The following is a 15,576-nucleotide window of genomic DNA, read 5'->3' as shown; positions in this document are numbered from 1 at the left end:
CAATATATTCTTTCTCTTTTTTATTAAAAATGATAGCTTTGTGTGATATTTTCAACCCCCGAAACGATTTTAATCATTTTCATAACATATCTTTACCAATAACATCTCAAAAAACAATTCAAAATGAAATTGAAGCATTTTTTACTCTTGGCCCTTGCTCCGGCTTTTCTATTTTCCTGTGTAAGCAGTAAAAAATTTAAAGCGGCACAGGCTCAGTTAGATTCTCTGAATCAGGCCCACACAAAGCTACAAGGTGATTTTAAAATTTGCGAAGACGACAAAGCAGAAAATGCCCGTAAGATCGCAGCTTATCAAAGTGAAATTGAAGCACTGAATAAGCAACTCGCATTCCTTAAAGAAAACAACACCACGGCGTTAAAGCAACTGGAAGATCTTTCTGTGATCTCTACTGCCCAGGCCCAAAGCATAAAGAAATCGCTTGACAATATAGGCGCCAAAGATGCTTATATCCAGGATTTGCAATCGGCTATGGCGCGCAAAGACTCACTGAATATGGCATTGGTAATGAACCTGAAAGGGGCGATTGGTAATTTAGATGACCAGGATATTAATGTTAAGGTAGATAAAGGCGTGGTGTTCATTGACATTTCTGATAAATTATTATTCAGAAGCGGCAGCTACGTTATTACCGACAAAGCAAAAGAAGTATTGGGTAAAGTAGCGCAGGTTCTGAAAAACCAGCCCGACCTTGAATATATGGTTGAAGGACACACCGATGACCTTTCCTACAGTAAAGGTGTATTGTTAGACAACTGGGATCTGAGTGTGAAACGCGCTACCTCGGTAGTAAGAGTGTTACAAAAACAATATGGCATTACTGCTGCCCAGCTAACCGCAGCCGGACGCAGTGAATATGTTCCTATTGCTGATAATAATACAGCACAGGGAAGAGCAGCCAACCGCAGAACAAGGATCGTTGTACTTCCGCAATTAGACCAGTTCTTTAAACTGCTTGAACCCAAGCAATAAATAATTATAGTGTTTTTTTGGTAAAGCCATCCTTATGCGGGATGGCTTTACTTTTATATTCCTGTTTGCATTTACAATAACTCCTTTTAAGTATACGAATTACGGATCAGTGGTTTTTTTTCAAAAAAAAACCTGTAAGCAGCGAATCCTGCTGATCATTGTCTTAATTTGTACTGCCAAAACTTTACAGGGTGTGTTGAAAAAAACTGCTGCTATACTACTGTCTGCCTTATTATTCTTTAACTGGTACGGTTACCGGTTCATAACAGATTATGTGCAATACCAGGCCGGCATACAGTTAGATAAAGAGCTGGATAATAATGATTACGATGCATCGCGGCTTATAGAACTGAGAATACCGCTAAACCTTCCTTATTATAATAACTGGAAACACTATGAGCCATATGATGGAGAGATTGAGATTGAGGGCATACATTACAGGTATGTAAAAAGAAAAATAGAGAACGGTGAGTTGGTATTATTGTGCCTTCCCGATAATGCAAAGCAGCGCATCCAGTCTGCACGGGAACTGTTCTTTCAGCTTGTAAACGATTTGCAGCAGGAATCAGCACACCAAAAAACAAATTCCGGTAATTCATCCGTTCAGAAATTTTGCTTTAATGATTACCGGCAGGAAAAGAATAACTGGACCATCACAGCCCCGGGGATCAGCCGCGCGGCTTATAATAATGCAAAACCTTGTTTTCTTTGTCCGGGCAATACCACCACACCCGAACAGCCGCCGGAATACTTATGTTAAAGGCGGAACATAAAAACGCCTTCCCATTACTTTCGTTTTCTCCCGGAGATTCATTTGTTTACTGCTGTTAAAATTTTTTATATGAAAAAAATCGTTGCGCTGGCCGCATCCTTTATATTTTTTGCCTCATTGAAAGTGCATGCGCAGGGTTGTGTGGCTGTACGCAGCACAGGCGGCGTTTGTATGCTGGGCGCATCACACGATACCGTTAAAACCAACTGGGAATTATATGCTAATAACCGGTATTTCCGGTCCTATCGCCATTTTGTTGGTACAAAAGAACAGAAGCAGCGTGTGGAAGCAGGCACAGAAGTGATCAACCATAGTTATAGCCTTGATCTAACGCTGTTAAGGCAATTGCATAATGGCTGGTCGCTTGGTTTTAATCTTCCTGTTAATGCCAATATCCGCTCTTCCATGTATGAGCATGGCGGCAATGGAGGCGGAGCGGATGCAAGACACAAAACACATTCTTTTGGCGTAGGCGATATAAGGTTAACCGTATATAAGTGGTTACTGGACCCTGCCACAGCCAAAGCTAATGTGCAGGTAGGACTGGGCATTAAATTGCCCACAGGCGATTATAAATACCAGGATTATTTTATTAAGAACGACAGTACCAGGCTGCTGGGCCCGGTAGATCAGTCCATACAATTGGGCGATGGCGGTACTGGTTTTACTACAGAGCTAAACGCGTATTATAATATCAGCCATAAAATCGGGTTGTATGGTAATGTATACTATTTGTTTAACCCACGCGAGCAAAATGGCGTTTCTACTTCAAGAGGCGGCGCCACATCTGCAACCAGCTTGTTATACCGCAGCGATGTGATGAGCGTACCCGACCAGTATATGCTCAGGGCAGGCGTTAATGTTAACTTCAACAAGCTCACTATTTCGGCAGGCGTGCGCAACGAATGTGTACCTGCCCGCGATGTTATTGGCGGCAGCAATGGTTTTCGCAGACCGGGGTATATTATTTCCGCAGAGCCTGGTTTACAATATCATATCAGGAGAGGTATGTTGTATGCTTTTGTGCCGGTAGCTATTGTGCGCGATCGTACGCAAAGTGTGCCGGATAAAATTCGCACAGCTGTAACCGGTACCTATGCCAAAGGCGATGCCGCTTTTGCCGATTACCTGGTGAACGTTGGTGTAGCCATTCAGTTTTAACCTGCAAATGGTTTAGACGTAATGAAGTGGCTAAAGCCGGTATAACAAAAATAAACCCTGAAGTTCAGATACTTCAGGGTTTATAATAGCCGCTTACCAGTTTTTATTTCCGGGTAAACTTAATTTCCATACTCTTAAATTCTTTTCCGTCCTGCTGCATGAACATCTCCATCAATTGCGTGTTATCATCTATCCATTTGAACGTTTCTCTCACCTGTAACTCGTTGCCGGTAGACGGATCAACGGATGTGCCGGTAAAATCGATCGTTTTCATTTGCGGATCCCATTTGCCCTCCATATACATAATGCCGGTACCCATATTATCTATCCAGGAGCTTTGAAAAGCTTTCTTAGCATTATCATAGCCCATCAAACCATAGCCTTCAAATGGCTGCCCCATAAAATTAGCGGTATGCTTTGCTTCCTGGTAGCGTCCGCCCATTATCATTTTATTTACTACAACGCCATTGCTTTTAGTGGGTGGCGCCCCCGGAGCCATCCATGTTGTTATTTCTTCGTTCCATTCCCCATCGTCTTTTGCCAGCATTTGGTGTATTTCACCCGGCGTCATATAGGCCATCCAGGCTTTGGAGGCAGCGTCATCCTGGGCCATTAACCGGCCGCATAAAATGAGCAAAAAAATTGCGCAGCAACTGGTACATATCTGTTTCATAAAATGTGTTTTCCTAAAGTTACAAAATCACTTTCCCATTTTTTAAGGAAAATAGGGTGGCGTTTAAAACAATTGTCCGGGTTTAATTTGTTTAAAAAATAAACATGTAATTTGCCGTAGTTCTATAAATTCATAACATGAAACAAATTCTCTCTTCTTTAAGCTTATGCATCTCCCGCGTATTTGCGGTTCTTATTTTTTGTACTTCGTGCACTCTGGCGCAACAGTCAAAGCAGTGGGTTACGTATGCCGGAGGGGAAGGCCCGGGCAAAGGAAAACATATTGTGCTGATCAGCGGCGATGAAGAGTACCGTTCCGAAGAAGCATTGCCTATGCTGGGTAAAATACTGGCCGCAAAATATGGATTTAAGTGTACGGTTTTGTTTGCTGTTGATCCTAAAACCGGTTATATCAACGTGGAAACGCTGGATAATATCCCGGGACTGGAAAACTTACAAACTGCCGACCTGATGGTGATTTTCACCCGGTTCAGGGAATTGCCCGATCAGCAAATGAAATATATTGATGAATATATCCGGAAAGGCAAGCCGGTCATTGGTTTGCGTACAGCAACCCATGCGTTTTATTACAAGAAAGACCCTAAAAATAAATATGCAAAGCATAGTTTTAACAGTAAGATAAAAGGCTGGGAAGATGGTTTTGGCAGAAAAATATTAGGTGAAACCTGGATCAACCATCATGGAAAGCATGGAAGCGAAGGCACCCGCGGGCTAATTAACGGCATCATAAAGGATGAAAAAAATCCAATCCTCAATGGCGTTTCCGATATATGGGGGCCAACAGATGTATATACCGTAAGACAACTTTCCGGCAATGCAAGGGTGCTGGTATACGGACAATCAACCAATGGATTGTCGCCAGACAGCAGCGTTAACCTGCATAAATCTATTATGCCGGTTGCCTGGATTAAAAATTACGAGGGAGAAAACGGGGCAACAGGCCGTGTTTTTGCCACTACCATGGGCGCTTCGATTGATTTTAAAAGCGAAGACCTCCGCAGACTGCTGGTAAACGCTGCTTTATGGTGTACAGGATTGGAAAGTAAAATACCGGAAAAAGCGGATGTGGATATTATAGGAGAATACAATCCTACTATGTTTGGCTACGACTTGTTTAAAAAAGGAGTGCTTCCTTCTGCGTATGGACTAAAATAATACGGGTCAGTCTCCTCCTGCTCTTAATGATACGTATACCGTATCGGCAATGGCGGGAGGAGATTTTTTCGTTCTTACCGTGATCCTGCTGTTGGAAAGCAATATTTCCACTTCATAATAACTTCCGCAAAAGTATACCGCATTTACCTTCCCTTTAAGTGCATCCGCTTCGTTGCTGCTTCCCATTTTAAAAGCTTCCGGGCGTATAAATAGCTCTTTGTTATTGATTTGGCTGCCGGGCATACCTAATAAAGATTTTATCTGTGCATCGCGAATGATATTATATGTACCGAACAATTCGGCCGCATAGGCGTTAACAGGAAAGCGGTAAATGGCTTCAGGCGATCCTTTCTGGATGATTTGTCCTTCCTTCATTATAAAAACTTCATCCGCCCAGGGAAGTGTATCGCCGGGATCGTGTGAAACCAGCGTACAGGTAATATGAAGTGCTTCGCTAATGTCGCGGATAACGGACTTCAATATGTTTTTATGTATCAGGTCGAGGTTGGAAAAAGGCTCATCCAGCAATAAAAGTTTGGGTGAAGCGGTGAGTAGCCTGGCTAAGGCAATCCGCTGTTTCTCCCCGCCGGATAGGGCATCGGTTCTTCGCTTCAGCAAATGGCCGATCCGGCACACATCATATAAAGCAGCGGCTTGTAAGGGCAATAATGCATTTGCATACGTCAGGATATCTTCTACGCGGTAATTGTTACGCAGTTCAAAATGTTGCGATAAATATGCGATTTCCGGGTGCCCCGGTATCAACTTTTCATACGGTCCTTTTACGCTTTTATTTTCAAATAATACCTCGCCTGCGTCAGCCTGTATCAATCCTGCTATAATTTTAAGCAAAGTACTTTTGCCTGAACCGGATGCGCCTGCAATAGCAATTTTTTGGAGATGTTGTTGTGTAAAACTAATATTTCGCAATACATCATCATGTCCTTCCTGCTTCCTGATCGCTGATACCTTTAATAAAACCATATAACCAGAACAATGTTTTTAATACAGCACTGATTTTTGTGCCGGGAATTTTTTTTATGCTATACTTTTTATACCTATGGGGCATACTACTTAGGTGCAAAGATAGCATTTGCCTTTCGCGTGTTGCTGTTGGGCAATGGCCACTTGTAACTATTCCTGGTATCAGCCATCAATGGCCGGGGCTTATTATTTTGCACAATGAAGCCCTGCCTGTTAATCACCTTTATGTGGTATAGGAGCCTCAAGGAGATACGTTTACAAAAAATAACAGACAAAAAAAATTTGATGATAACAGCTATATAGATGATACAGGGGAATTATTAAATACTGCATTGCGGGCAAATGGCAAGCATGAAGCCTGAAACAAGGAGCAGGGGAGAGGTGAAAAAGAGAAGTGAAATTTCGGGGTGAAAATGCTTGCATTTTTTAATTAAAAGATTTAACTTAACAGTACAATTAAGCGTGTTCAATTTTTATGTGATGGATACTGTTAAACATATCCTGCAGCGAAAGGGATACCTGGTTTATTCGGTGTGTCCCGATACATCTGTATATGAAGCGCTTGAGATACTGGAAGAGAAAAATCTTGGTTCTCTTGTTGTGGTGGAAGATGATGGAAAACTTCATGGCATATTTACGGAACGCGATTATTCCCGTAAAGTAATTCTAAAAGGGCGTTCTTCCAAAGAAACCCTGGTTCGGGATATTATGACCGAAAGTCCCGTATTTGTTACTCCTGAAACAGAGATTAATGATTGCATGAAGCTGATGACCCAAAAATTCATTCGCCATTTGCCTGTGCTTGAGCATGGTAAATTAGTTGGGTTGGTATCTATTGGCGACCTGGTCAATTATATCATCAATCAAAAGGATTTTATTATTGAAAATCTTGAGCATTATATTTCAAGTTAATACAGCAGTTCAGTGTATAGGGAACGAATCCGGATTTTCGCTGCATTGTTAATGTCATTTTAACCGCTTCCCGCAAAAAGCGGAACGCAGGGGGAAAAGCAGTGTAAAATTGGGAACACGTTCCTATCCCTCCCTTTGTACGGCAAATCCGAACCTTATAGTGTTTGTTCTTCACGGGTGAATATAATTATATATTATGCCGGGGCATAAAATATATAGTACGCCGTTATGGCCTTTATTCCTGTACGCGGGAATAGTAATGCTGTTGCTGGCTATAATACTTAGTTTGTCTTACGTATTAGGGCAACATCATAAAGACAGGGCAACGGATAAGCCCTATGAAGGAGGTATTGAACAAACAGGATCTGCCCGGCTTCGTTTTTCAGCGCAATTTTATCTGGTAGCCATGCTCTTCGTGATTTTTGATATTGAAGCGGTATTTATTATGCTATGGGCACTGGGGTTTTATGAGCTGGGTTGGCCGGGCTACATCGGGGCTTCCGTATTTATAGCGCAACTGGTAGTGGTATTAATTTATGAATGGGGAACAGGAGCGCTGGATATTGGTATCAACGGAAAGAAATTATTAAAAGCGATGCAATACAGGAAATTAAACAGCAGCCAATGAAATGGTGGGTAAGTAAAGCAGGCGATACCACAGGCAATATTTCCGGTTCGGGAACGATGGAAGAAGCCGTGAGTAAAAGCATTATGCTTACCTCATTGCAGGACCTGGTGGCATGGGGCCGCAAAAATTCAATGTGGCCTTTTCATTTTGGACTGAGTTGTTGTTTTGTAGAAATGGCAACCAGCATAACCAGCAAATACGATGTAGCCCGTTTTGGCGCGGAAGTAATCCGGGGCACACCACGTGAAGCAGATGTTATGGTGATTGCGGGAACCGTATTTATAAAAATGGTACCCATTATTAAACGGTTGCATGAGCAAATGATGGAACCGAGATGGGTAATATCAATGGGCAGTTGCGCCAATAGCGGGGGTATGTATGATATATACAGCGTGGTGCAGGGGGTAGATAAGTTTTTACCGGTTGACGTATATGTACCGGGGTGCCCGCCCCGGCCTGATGCTTTTATGCAGGGATTGTTATTACTTGCTGATGCAGTAGGAAAAGAAAAACGGCCGTTAAGCTGGGTAATAGGAGCGCAGGGTGTTATTAAACCGCAGCTTACTTCAATGAAAGATCGGAAAAGAGAAGAAAGAATGAATACAGTACAATTCAGGGGTATTGATGAAGTGTAGCAGGAGTTGTTGTACAACAGCAATAAAATCACAAACTGCATGCGGTTTGCCAATAGCATACTACAGCATCTGCAGGATCATTTCAGCGCGGATGTGCTTCAGCAGCAAATCACTGTTGATGAAATACCCACGGTTTGGGTGGCTAAGGAAAAAATTATACCCGTAATACAATACCTCAAATCAAACAAGCATCAGTCTTTCTCTTTTCTGTATGACCTCTGTGGCATAGATGAACGCAACAAAACAAAAAAAACAACCGCCCCGCCTTCAGATTTTACAGTTGTTTATCACTTGTTTTCATACAATCAAAATCATTTTATCCGGATTAAAGTGGCCTTGCGGGGCGCTTATCCCTGTCTTCCGTCTCTCAGTTCCGTATATAAAAATGCCAACTGGTACGAAAGGGAAGTATATGATATGTTTGGCATTCGCTTCGAAGGTCACCCCCACCTGCAGCGCATTCTTATGCCCCGCACCTGGGAGGGGCATCCCCTGCGCAAAGAACATCCGGCAAGAGCAACGGAAATGGAACCTTACCAGTTGTGGGATGAAAAGCAGGACATTGAGCAGGAAGCATTACAGTTTAAACCTGAAGAATGGGGTATGCAGCGCGAAAGCGATGATGCCGACTTCATGTTCCTGAATATCGGCCCCCAGCATCCCGGCACACATGGCGTACTGCGCATCATACTGCAGTTGAACGGGGAAGATATTGTTGACGCCGTTCCGGAAATTGGCTTCCATCACCGCGGCGCCGAAAAAATGGGCGAAAGGCAAAGCTGGCATACCTATATTCCTTATACAGACAGGGTAGACTACCTGGGCGGTGTAATGAATAACCTGGCCTACCTGCTGGCGGTTGAAAAACTGGCAGGCATTAAAGTACCCGACCGGGTGAAAGTGATAAGGGTAATGCTATGCGAGTTATTTCGTGTTGCCAGCCACCTGGTATGGTTTGGCACTTTTGCACAGGATGTAGGACAGTTGTCGCCGGTATTTTATATGTTCACCGACCGTGAAAAAATTTTCGACATCATTGAAGCCATCTGCGGTGGCCGGATGCATCCCAACTGGTTCCGCATTGGCGGAGTATCGCAAGACCTTCCTAAAGGATGGGAACAATTAGTACGATCCTTTGTTGATCATTTCCCCAAACAATTAAAAGAATACAATAACATGGTGATACGCAACAGCATCTTCAGGGCGCGCACCAGGGGTATTGGCGTGTATACGCTGGAGGAAGCCATTGAATGGGGAGTAACTGGAGCAGGGCTGAGAGCCTGCGGCTTTGAGTGGGATTTCAGGAAAAAAAGACCTTACTCGGGTTATGAAATGTTTGACTTTGATATTCCTGTTGCGCATAATGGTGATTGTTATGACCGGTCGGTTGTGCGGGTAGAGGAAATGCGGCAAAGCCTGCGCATAATAGAACAATGCATAAACAATATGCCGGAGGGCAGTTATAAAGCAGATCATCCGCTTACCACGCCGCCGGTGAAGCAATATACGATGCAGGATATTGAAACCCTGATCACCCATTTTTTGAATGTAAGCTGGGGACCCGTAATTCCTGCCGGCGAAGCCATGAGCTGTATTGAAGCCACCAAGGGCGCCAATAGTTATTATTTAACCAGCGATGGAAGTACGGCGGCATACCGGGTGAGGATCAGAACCCCGTCATTTCCGCATATGCAGATGGTACCCTATATCAGTAAGGGTTATACGGTTGCCGACCTGCTTTCGATACTGGGAAGTGTTGATTTTGTGCTGGCGGATATAGACCGGTAGATAATATGGAAGTGTGTAAATGTGAGAATATGAAAATGTAAAGATATTATGATGTGAAAACCTGTCGGAAGGCCGGTATGAAAATTTGAAAATGGAGACACTGAAAAGTTTAAACCAGCATTGCCCGGTAAAAAATGTATAAAGTTGATGAAATCATTTGCGGTAGCGAGTTCTGCTCCCTCTCCGTGAGGAGAGGGTTGGGCTGAGGCGAATAATTGAATTTCAAACGCTTATTCGTATTTGACGGGCCATAAAGGTTTTAAACCTTAACTATTGTAACTATTGATTAATAAATTATGCTGTCGGAAGAAGAAATACAGGACATTGATCATGAAGCGGCAAAGCTGCCTTATAAAAAAGCGGCAGTAATTGAGGCGCTGAAGATCGTGCAGCAGCGGCGCGGCTGGATCAATGATGAAACGGTGCGTGATATTGCGGATTGTCTTGAAATGAGCCCGGCCGAAGTAGACAGCGTAGCCACTTTTTATAACCTCATTTTCCGTAAACCGGTGGGGCGGCATGTTATTTTGCTGTGCGATAGTATTTCCTGCTACGTGATGGGATATAAAAATATATATGAAGCATTACAACAGAAGTTAAAAATAAAGTTTGGAGAAACAACCGCTGACCAGCGTTTTACCCTGCTGCCCAATGCATGCCTGGGTTGCTGTGATCATGCACCGGCGTTAATGATTAACGGAAACCTCTATAAAGATATCAGCATTGAAGCGTTAGACGATGTATTATCGGAATATAACTGATCAAAATTTTATTCAATGGAACGTCCGCTTACTCAAAATATCCATGCCGGACGGCAGCCGCTCACGCTTAAAGAATATACTGCCACCGGCGGCTACACCGCTTTGCAGCAGGTGTTAAAAAATATGACGCCGGGGGAAGTGCAGCAATTAGTACAGGAAAGCAGGCTGAAAGGCCGTGGCGGAGCTGGGTTTAATACGGGTATGAAATGGAGCTTTGTTCCAATGGGTGAAGATGCTCCCTCTCCAAAATATTTGATCGCCAATGCCGATGAAATGGAGCCGGGAACTTTCAAAGACCGCTTGCTGCTGGAAGGCAACCCGCACCAGTTAATTGAAGGAATGATCATTGCCGCTTATGCTATCCAGGCAAACATTTCTTATGTTTTTTTGCGATGGGCATACAAAAAAGCCGCACAGGCCCTGGAACAATCCATTCGGGAAGCTTATCATGCAGGCTGGTTGGGTAAAAATATTATGAACGCCGGCTTTAGTCTTGATATGTACCTGCATACCGGCGCAGGAAGATATATGTGCGGCGAGGAAACCGCTTTACTGAACGCACTCGAAGGTAAAAGAGCTACACCGCGTGCCAAGCCTCCTTTTCCGCAGGTGAGCGGGTTATTTGGGAAACCAACTATTGTTAACAATGTAGAAACGCTTTGCTGCATTCCACACATTGTAAATAAAGGGGCAGCATGGTTTCAAAACTTGAGCTACAGTGAAGATGGCGGAACAAAAATATATGGTGTTAGCGGTAAAGTAAATAACCCCGGCGCATGGGAGCTCCCAATGGGCGTAACGATGCGCGAACTTGTTGAAGAACATGCAGGCGGAATGAAAAAGGGATACCGGTTAAAAGGCGTGTTGCCCGGTGGCGCTTCCACCGATTTTTTAACGGAGCAACACTTAGATATTAAAATGGATTTTAAATCGGTAACTGCAGCAGGCAGCCGTTTGGGCACAGGCACCATGGTAGTTATGGATGACGCAACCTGCCCCGTGGGATTTGTTCATAACCTGCAGCATTTTTTTGCGCAGGAAAGCTGTGGCTGGTGTACACCCTGCAGGGAAGGGCTACCCTGGGTGGAAAAAATATTATGGGCTATTGAAGAGGGCCGCGGAAAAGAAGAAGATATAGAACTATTACAAATGCATACGCAATTGCTTGGACCGGGCAACACGTTTTGCGCCCTGGCGCCCGGCGCTATGGAGCCGCTGCAAAGCGCCATCAAATATTACAGGGAGGATTTTGACCGGCATATCAGGGAAAAAAAATGTTCATATTAAAATAAAGGCATCATGCCTGTTATTTATATTGATAACAAACCATATGAAGTAAAAGCAGGGAAAAACCTGTTAGAAACCAGTCTCAGTCTTGGTTTCGATCTTCCCTATTTTTGCTGGCACCCTGCTATGGGAAGCGTAGGCGCATGCAGGCAGTGCGCGGTAAAAGTATTTAAAGATGAGCAGGATAACAACGGGCGGCTGGTAATGAGCTGCATGGAAAGTGTGAAGGATGGGTTACGTATGTCCATTACCGATAGTACGGCAAAAGCGTTCAGGGAACAGGTGATTGAATGGCTCATGACCAATCATCCGCACGACTGCCCCGTTTGCGATGAAGGAGGCAACTGCCATTTGCAGGACATGACGGTAATGACCGGGCATGATTACCGGCGCTTTGAATTTAAAAAACGTACCTACACCAATCAATACCTCGGGCCACTCATTCATCATGAAATGAACAGGTGCATACAGTGTTACCGTTGTGTTCGGTTTTACCGCGATTATGCGGGAGGCGATGACCTGGATGTATTTGGCGCCCATAACCATGTGTATTTCGGCAGGGAGCAGGATGGCGCATTGCAAAGTCCGTTCAGCGGCAACCTGGTGGAAGTTTGCCCAACGGGCGTATTTACCGACAAAACGCTTAAAAAACATTATACCCGTAAATGGGACCTCACCACCTCACCCTCCATTTGCCAGCATTGCAGCCTGGGATGCAATATTATTGCCGGGGAACGTTACGGGCAACTGCGGTGTATTGTAAACAGGTACAACAGCAATGTGAATGGCTATTTTCTTTGCGACAAAGGCCGTTACGGATATGAATTCGTTAATAGTGTAAACCGGGTAACAATCCCATTAATCCGTACCCTTCCTGTTGAAGCAGTGGATGAAGCAACTGTACTGGGCCATTTAAAAAGGCTTGTAACAGATTCTCCCGTTATTGGAATAGGATCTCCGCGGGCTTCAATGGAAAGTAATTTCGCGTTAATGCAACTGGTAGGGAAAGACAATTTCTACCAGGGTATAAGCGAGGATACGGCATATCTGGAACGGCGTATGGTAGAACTGTTGCAAACCGGTGCGGTGAGCAGCGTTTCATTAAAAGAAATAGAAATGGCCGATGTGGTGCTGGTGCTGGGAGAAGATATCTGGAACACGGCGCCTGTAATGGCACTTGCTGTGCGCCAGGCAGTAATGAAAACGGCGGCTACACAAGCCGTACAACAAACTTCCTTAGCTGCCTGGCATGATGCCGCAATAAAGGAGTTCGTTCAAAACGAAAAAGGATTTCTCGCCAATATTACGGTTATAGCATCTCCGCTGGATGCGGTCTCCACTGTTGCGGTGCAGGAAGCGCCTGATCATATCGCCCGGCTGGGTTTTGCTATTGCACATCTGCTCAATGCTGCTGCTGTTCCTCCTGTTCCGGGTTTAACGGAGCAGGAGGCGCTTACAGCAAAGCATATTGCCGGGGCATTGCAAGGAGCAAAGCGGCCGGTGGTCATCAGCGGTACTTCCTGCTATAATGAAGGGATCATTAAAGCGGCTTACAATATCAGCCTGTTGTTAAACCGGCCCCAAAGAAAAGCGGGTATAGCTTATGTGCTTCCCGAATGCAACAGCATGGGCCTTGCCATGATGAAGGCGCCCCCTTTTGAAGCAGCTATGCAAAGCGTAAAAGCAGCAAACAATTGTACCGTTATTATACTGGAAAATGATTTGTACAGGCACATACCGGAAGGCAGGGCCGATGATTTCATTAGGCATTGTAAAAACCTTATTGTGCTGGATGTGCTGCACAACCGCACCACCGCACAGGCACAGGTGCTGATACCTGCCGCTTCTTTTGCCGAAGCAGACGGCACCCTGGTGAACAATGAAGGAAGAGTGCAGCATTTTTACCAGGTGTATATGCCGGCTAATAACTGTATAAAGGAAAGCTGGAAATGGCTTGGGAACATTCAAACCATGAAGGCAGCCATCACCAACGGTCTGCCGCATCACCCGGATGAATGGCTGGCGGCATTAGAAACCGCCCTGCCCCAGTTTCAAAACATCGCTAAGGTAACGCCCCCGCATAGCTTCCGTATTAACGGCCAGCCCATACCGCGGGAACCGCACCGGTATAGCGGACGTACGGCAATGCTGGCCAATATTTCGGTAAGTGAGCCCCGCCCTCTCCAGGATAATGATTCACCGCTTACCTATACTATGGAAGGATATCCCGGAATACCACCCGCATCCATGACGCCTTATTTTTGGATGCCCGGCTGGAACTCCGGACAGGCTGTTAATAAATACCAGGCAGAAACAGGCGGTGAGTTGCGTGAGCAGGATCGGCAGGTATGTTTGTTTCAGCAAAAAGAACAGGATTTTTTTCATTTTTTTAAAGACAGCCCTGAATCATTTTCCGCCCGGCAGGGTAAGTACCTGCTGCTGCCGCAATACCAGCTCTTTGGCTCAGGTGAGCTGAGCATTTACAGCACAGCAATAGAAGAACTGGTTCCGCAGGCATGCATCATTTTATCAGCAAAAGATGCTGCAGAGTTAGGTGTGGTAAATGGTGCGTCCGTTACTATAGAAAAAAATGATCTCCATTATACCTTACCCCTGAAAATTCACCATGAACTATGCAGCGGTATTATCCTGGCGCCTTTTGGCTACCGGGGAATACCGGCTTTACCATGGGGCGCATGGGTTAAAATTATAGTATGAGCGTTATGCAACACATATGGATCGTATTAGGCGTGCTGTTCGTACTGCTCAACATTGCCGCCGGGCTTATTTGGGTAGAGCGCCGGCTGCTGGCACTGTGGCAGGACAGGCTGGGACCCAACCGTGCCGGCCCCCTGGGCCTGTTTATTGTGCTGGCCGATACGCTCAAATTATTTTTTAAGGAAGACTGGATACCGCCTTTTGCCGATAAATGGATATTTATTACAGCGCCTGCCATTGTTGTGGGAAGTGTGCTGCTGAGTTTTGTGATCATTCCCTTTGCTCCGGGTATTGTTGTAGCCGATTTGAATACCGGGTTGCTGTTTTTTCTTGCCATGTCTTCCCTGGGCGTATATAGTATTGTATTGGGTGGCTGGGCATCCAACAATAAATATGCCTTACTGGGCGCCCTGCGCGGCGCTTCGCAAATGATAGCCTATGAAGTATTTATGGGTTTATCGCTGATGGGTGTAGTAATGCTGACAGGATCTTTTAATATGGGCGCTATTGTAGAAGCACAGAAAGACATATGGTTTATTGTAACACAACCGGTGGGCTTTTTTGTATTCTTTATTGCCGGTATTGCCGAAACGCATCGCCTGCCTTTTGATATTCCTGAGGCCGAAAGTGAATTGATCGCAGGCTATCATGCCGAGTATTCAGGCATGAAGTTCGGTATGTTTTTTATTGGCGAATACCTGGGTATTACACTCATCTCTGCCATGATGGTAACCCTGTTTTTCGGGGGATGGCTGGGACCTTCATTTCTTCCGCCATTGGCATGGTTTGTATTAAAAACTTTTTTCTTTATTGGTGTGTTCATATTGCTGCGGGCTTCGCTGCCCCGGCCGCGCTATGATCAGTTGATTGAATATGGGTGGAAAATACTACTGCCGGTTGTACTGGCAAACCTGATGATCACCGGCGCCATTGCTTTGTGGGTGAGGGGAGACTAATATGAAAATGTGGGAAGTGTGAAAATTTGAGAATGAATGCAGCAAAACTCATGAGGTTTGCGGGATGGCAATAGCAGGGTGAAAAAAGCCTCGTAGGTTTAAACAGAGCACGCTTTAGTTATAATTTAAAATAGTT

The 15,576-nt window shown here is 44.7% G+C and carries 14 protein-coding genes; 12 read left to right on the top strand and 2 right to left on the bottom strand.

Annotated features, from left to right (window positions below; all coding sequences use genetic code 11):
* Window positions 1-123: 123 nt before the first annotated feature.
* From VL121_RS14015 to VL121_RS14005, 3 genes are all read left to right on the top strand, one after another.
* Window positions 124-990, top strand: coding sequence for an OmpA/MotB family protein (locus VL121_RS14015; protein ID WP_325406349.1), 867 nt, complete (start codon window positions 124-126; stop codon window positions 988-990).
* Between the two features lie 193 nt (window positions 991-1,183).
* Window positions 1,184-1,750 carry a hypothetical protein gene (locus VL121_RS14010; protein ID WP_325406348.1) on the top strand — a complete coding sequence of 189 codons (567 nt, stop codon included), beginning with the start codon at window positions 1,184-1,186 and terminating at the stop codon, window positions 1,748-1,750.
* An 81-nt stretch (window positions 1,751-1,831) separates the two neighbouring features.
* Complete coding sequence (locus VL121_RS14005; RefSeq protein WP_325406346.1) at window positions 1,832-2,923, top strand: hypothetical protein; 1,092 nt, start codon at window positions 1,832-1,834, stop codon at window positions 2,921-2,923.
* A 103-nt stretch (window positions 2,924-3,026) separates the two neighbouring features.
* Here VL121_RS14005 and VL121_RS14000 read toward each other — a convergent pair whose 3' ends face one another.
* Window positions 3,027-3,596 (bottom strand): DUF1579 domain-containing protein, encoded by a 570-nt coding sequence (locus tag VL121_RS14000; protein ID WP_325406344.1) that lies wholly within the window; start codon window positions 3,594-3,596, stop codon window positions 3,027-3,029.
* A gap of 137 nt (window positions 3,597-3,733) precedes the next feature.
* Between VL121_RS14000 and VL121_RS13995 the strand changes: the two genes are divergently transcribed.
* Entirely contained in the window at window positions 3,734-4,771 is a 1,038-nt protein-coding gene (locus VL121_RS13995) for a ThuA domain-containing protein (protein ID WP_325406342.1), read from the top strand.
* Window positions 4,772-4,777: 6 nt separating this feature from the next.
* Here VL121_RS13995 and VL121_RS13990 read toward each other — a convergent pair whose 3' ends face one another.
* Window positions 4,778-5,755 carry an ABC transporter ATP-binding protein gene (locus VL121_RS13990; RefSeq protein WP_325406340.1) on the bottom strand — a complete coding sequence of 326 codons (978 nt, stop codon included), beginning with the start codon at window positions 5,753-5,755 and terminating at the stop codon, window positions 4,778-4,780.
* 480 nt (window positions 5,756-6,235) lie between these two features.
* Here VL121_RS13990 and VL121_RS13985 point away from each other — a divergent pair, with 480 nt between their 5' ends.
* From VL121_RS13985 to nuoH, 8 genes are all read left to right on the top strand, one after another.
* Window positions 6,236-6,667 (top strand): CBS domain-containing protein, encoded by a 432-nt coding sequence (locus VL121_RS13985; protein WP_325406338.1) that lies wholly within the window; start codon window positions 6,236-6,238, stop codon window positions 6,665-6,667.
* A 196-nt stretch (window positions 6,668-6,863) separates the two neighbouring features.
* Window positions 6,864-7,295, top strand: coding sequence for an NADH-quinone oxidoreductase subunit A (locus tag VL121_RS13980; protein ID WP_325406336.1), 432 nt, complete (start codon window positions 6,864-6,866; stop codon window positions 7,293-7,295).
* Window positions 7,292-7,930, top strand: coding sequence for an NADH-quinone oxidoreductase subunit NuoB (gene nuoB, locus VL121_RS13975; protein WP_325406334.1), 639 nt, complete (start codon window positions 7,292-7,294; stop codon window positions 7,928-7,930). Before VL121_RS13980 ends, nuoB begins: the two co-directional genes overlap by 4 nt.
* Before the next feature lie 39 nt (window positions 7,931-7,969).
* Window positions 7,970-9,718: an NADH-quinone oxidoreductase subunit C/D gene (gene nuoC / locus VL121_RS13970; protein WP_325406332.1), complete on the top strand. Its 1,749-nt coding sequence runs from the start codon at window positions 7,970-7,972 to the stop codon at window positions 9,716-9,718.
* A gap of 296 nt (window positions 9,719-10,014) precedes the next feature.
* On the top strand, window positions 10,015-10,479 hold the full coding sequence (nuoE, locus tag VL121_RS13965; protein ID WP_325406330.1) for an NADH-quinone oxidoreductase subunit NuoE: 465 nt from the start codon (window positions 10,015-10,017) through the stop codon (window positions 10,477-10,479).
* A 15-nt stretch (window positions 10,480-10,494) separates the two neighbouring features.
* Window positions 10,495-11,766: an NADH-quinone oxidoreductase subunit NuoF gene (gene nuoF / locus VL121_RS13960; RefSeq protein WP_325406328.1), complete on the top strand. Its 1,272-nt coding sequence runs from the start codon at window positions 10,495-10,497 to the stop codon at window positions 11,764-11,766.
* Between the two features lie 12 nt (window positions 11,767-11,778).
* The gene (gene nuoG / locus VL121_RS13955) at window positions 11,779-14,484 is read left to right on the top strand and encodes an NADH-quinone oxidoreductase subunit NuoG (protein ID WP_325406326.1); all 2,706 of its coding nucleotides are present in this window, start codon (window positions 11,779-11,781) and stop codon (window positions 14,482-14,484) included.
* Window positions 14,481-15,440 carry an NADH-quinone oxidoreductase subunit NuoH gene (gene nuoH / locus VL121_RS13950; protein WP_325406324.1) on the top strand — a complete coding sequence of 320 codons (960 nt, stop codon included), beginning with the start codon at window positions 14,481-14,483 and terminating at the stop codon, window positions 15,438-15,440. Before nuoG ends, nuoH begins: the two co-directional genes overlap by 4 nt.
* The last annotated feature ends 136 nt before the right edge of the window (window positions 15,441-15,576 follow it).

It is taken from the genome of Agriterribacter sp. (assembly GCF_035497235.1).
In the GTDB taxonomy this organism is placed as follows: domain Bacteria; phylum Bacteroidota; class Bacteroidia; order Chitinophagales; family Chitinophagaceae; genus Agriterribacter.
Note: the sequence above shows the minus strand (reverse complement) of the source record. Positions and strands in the feature narration are given on the sequence as shown.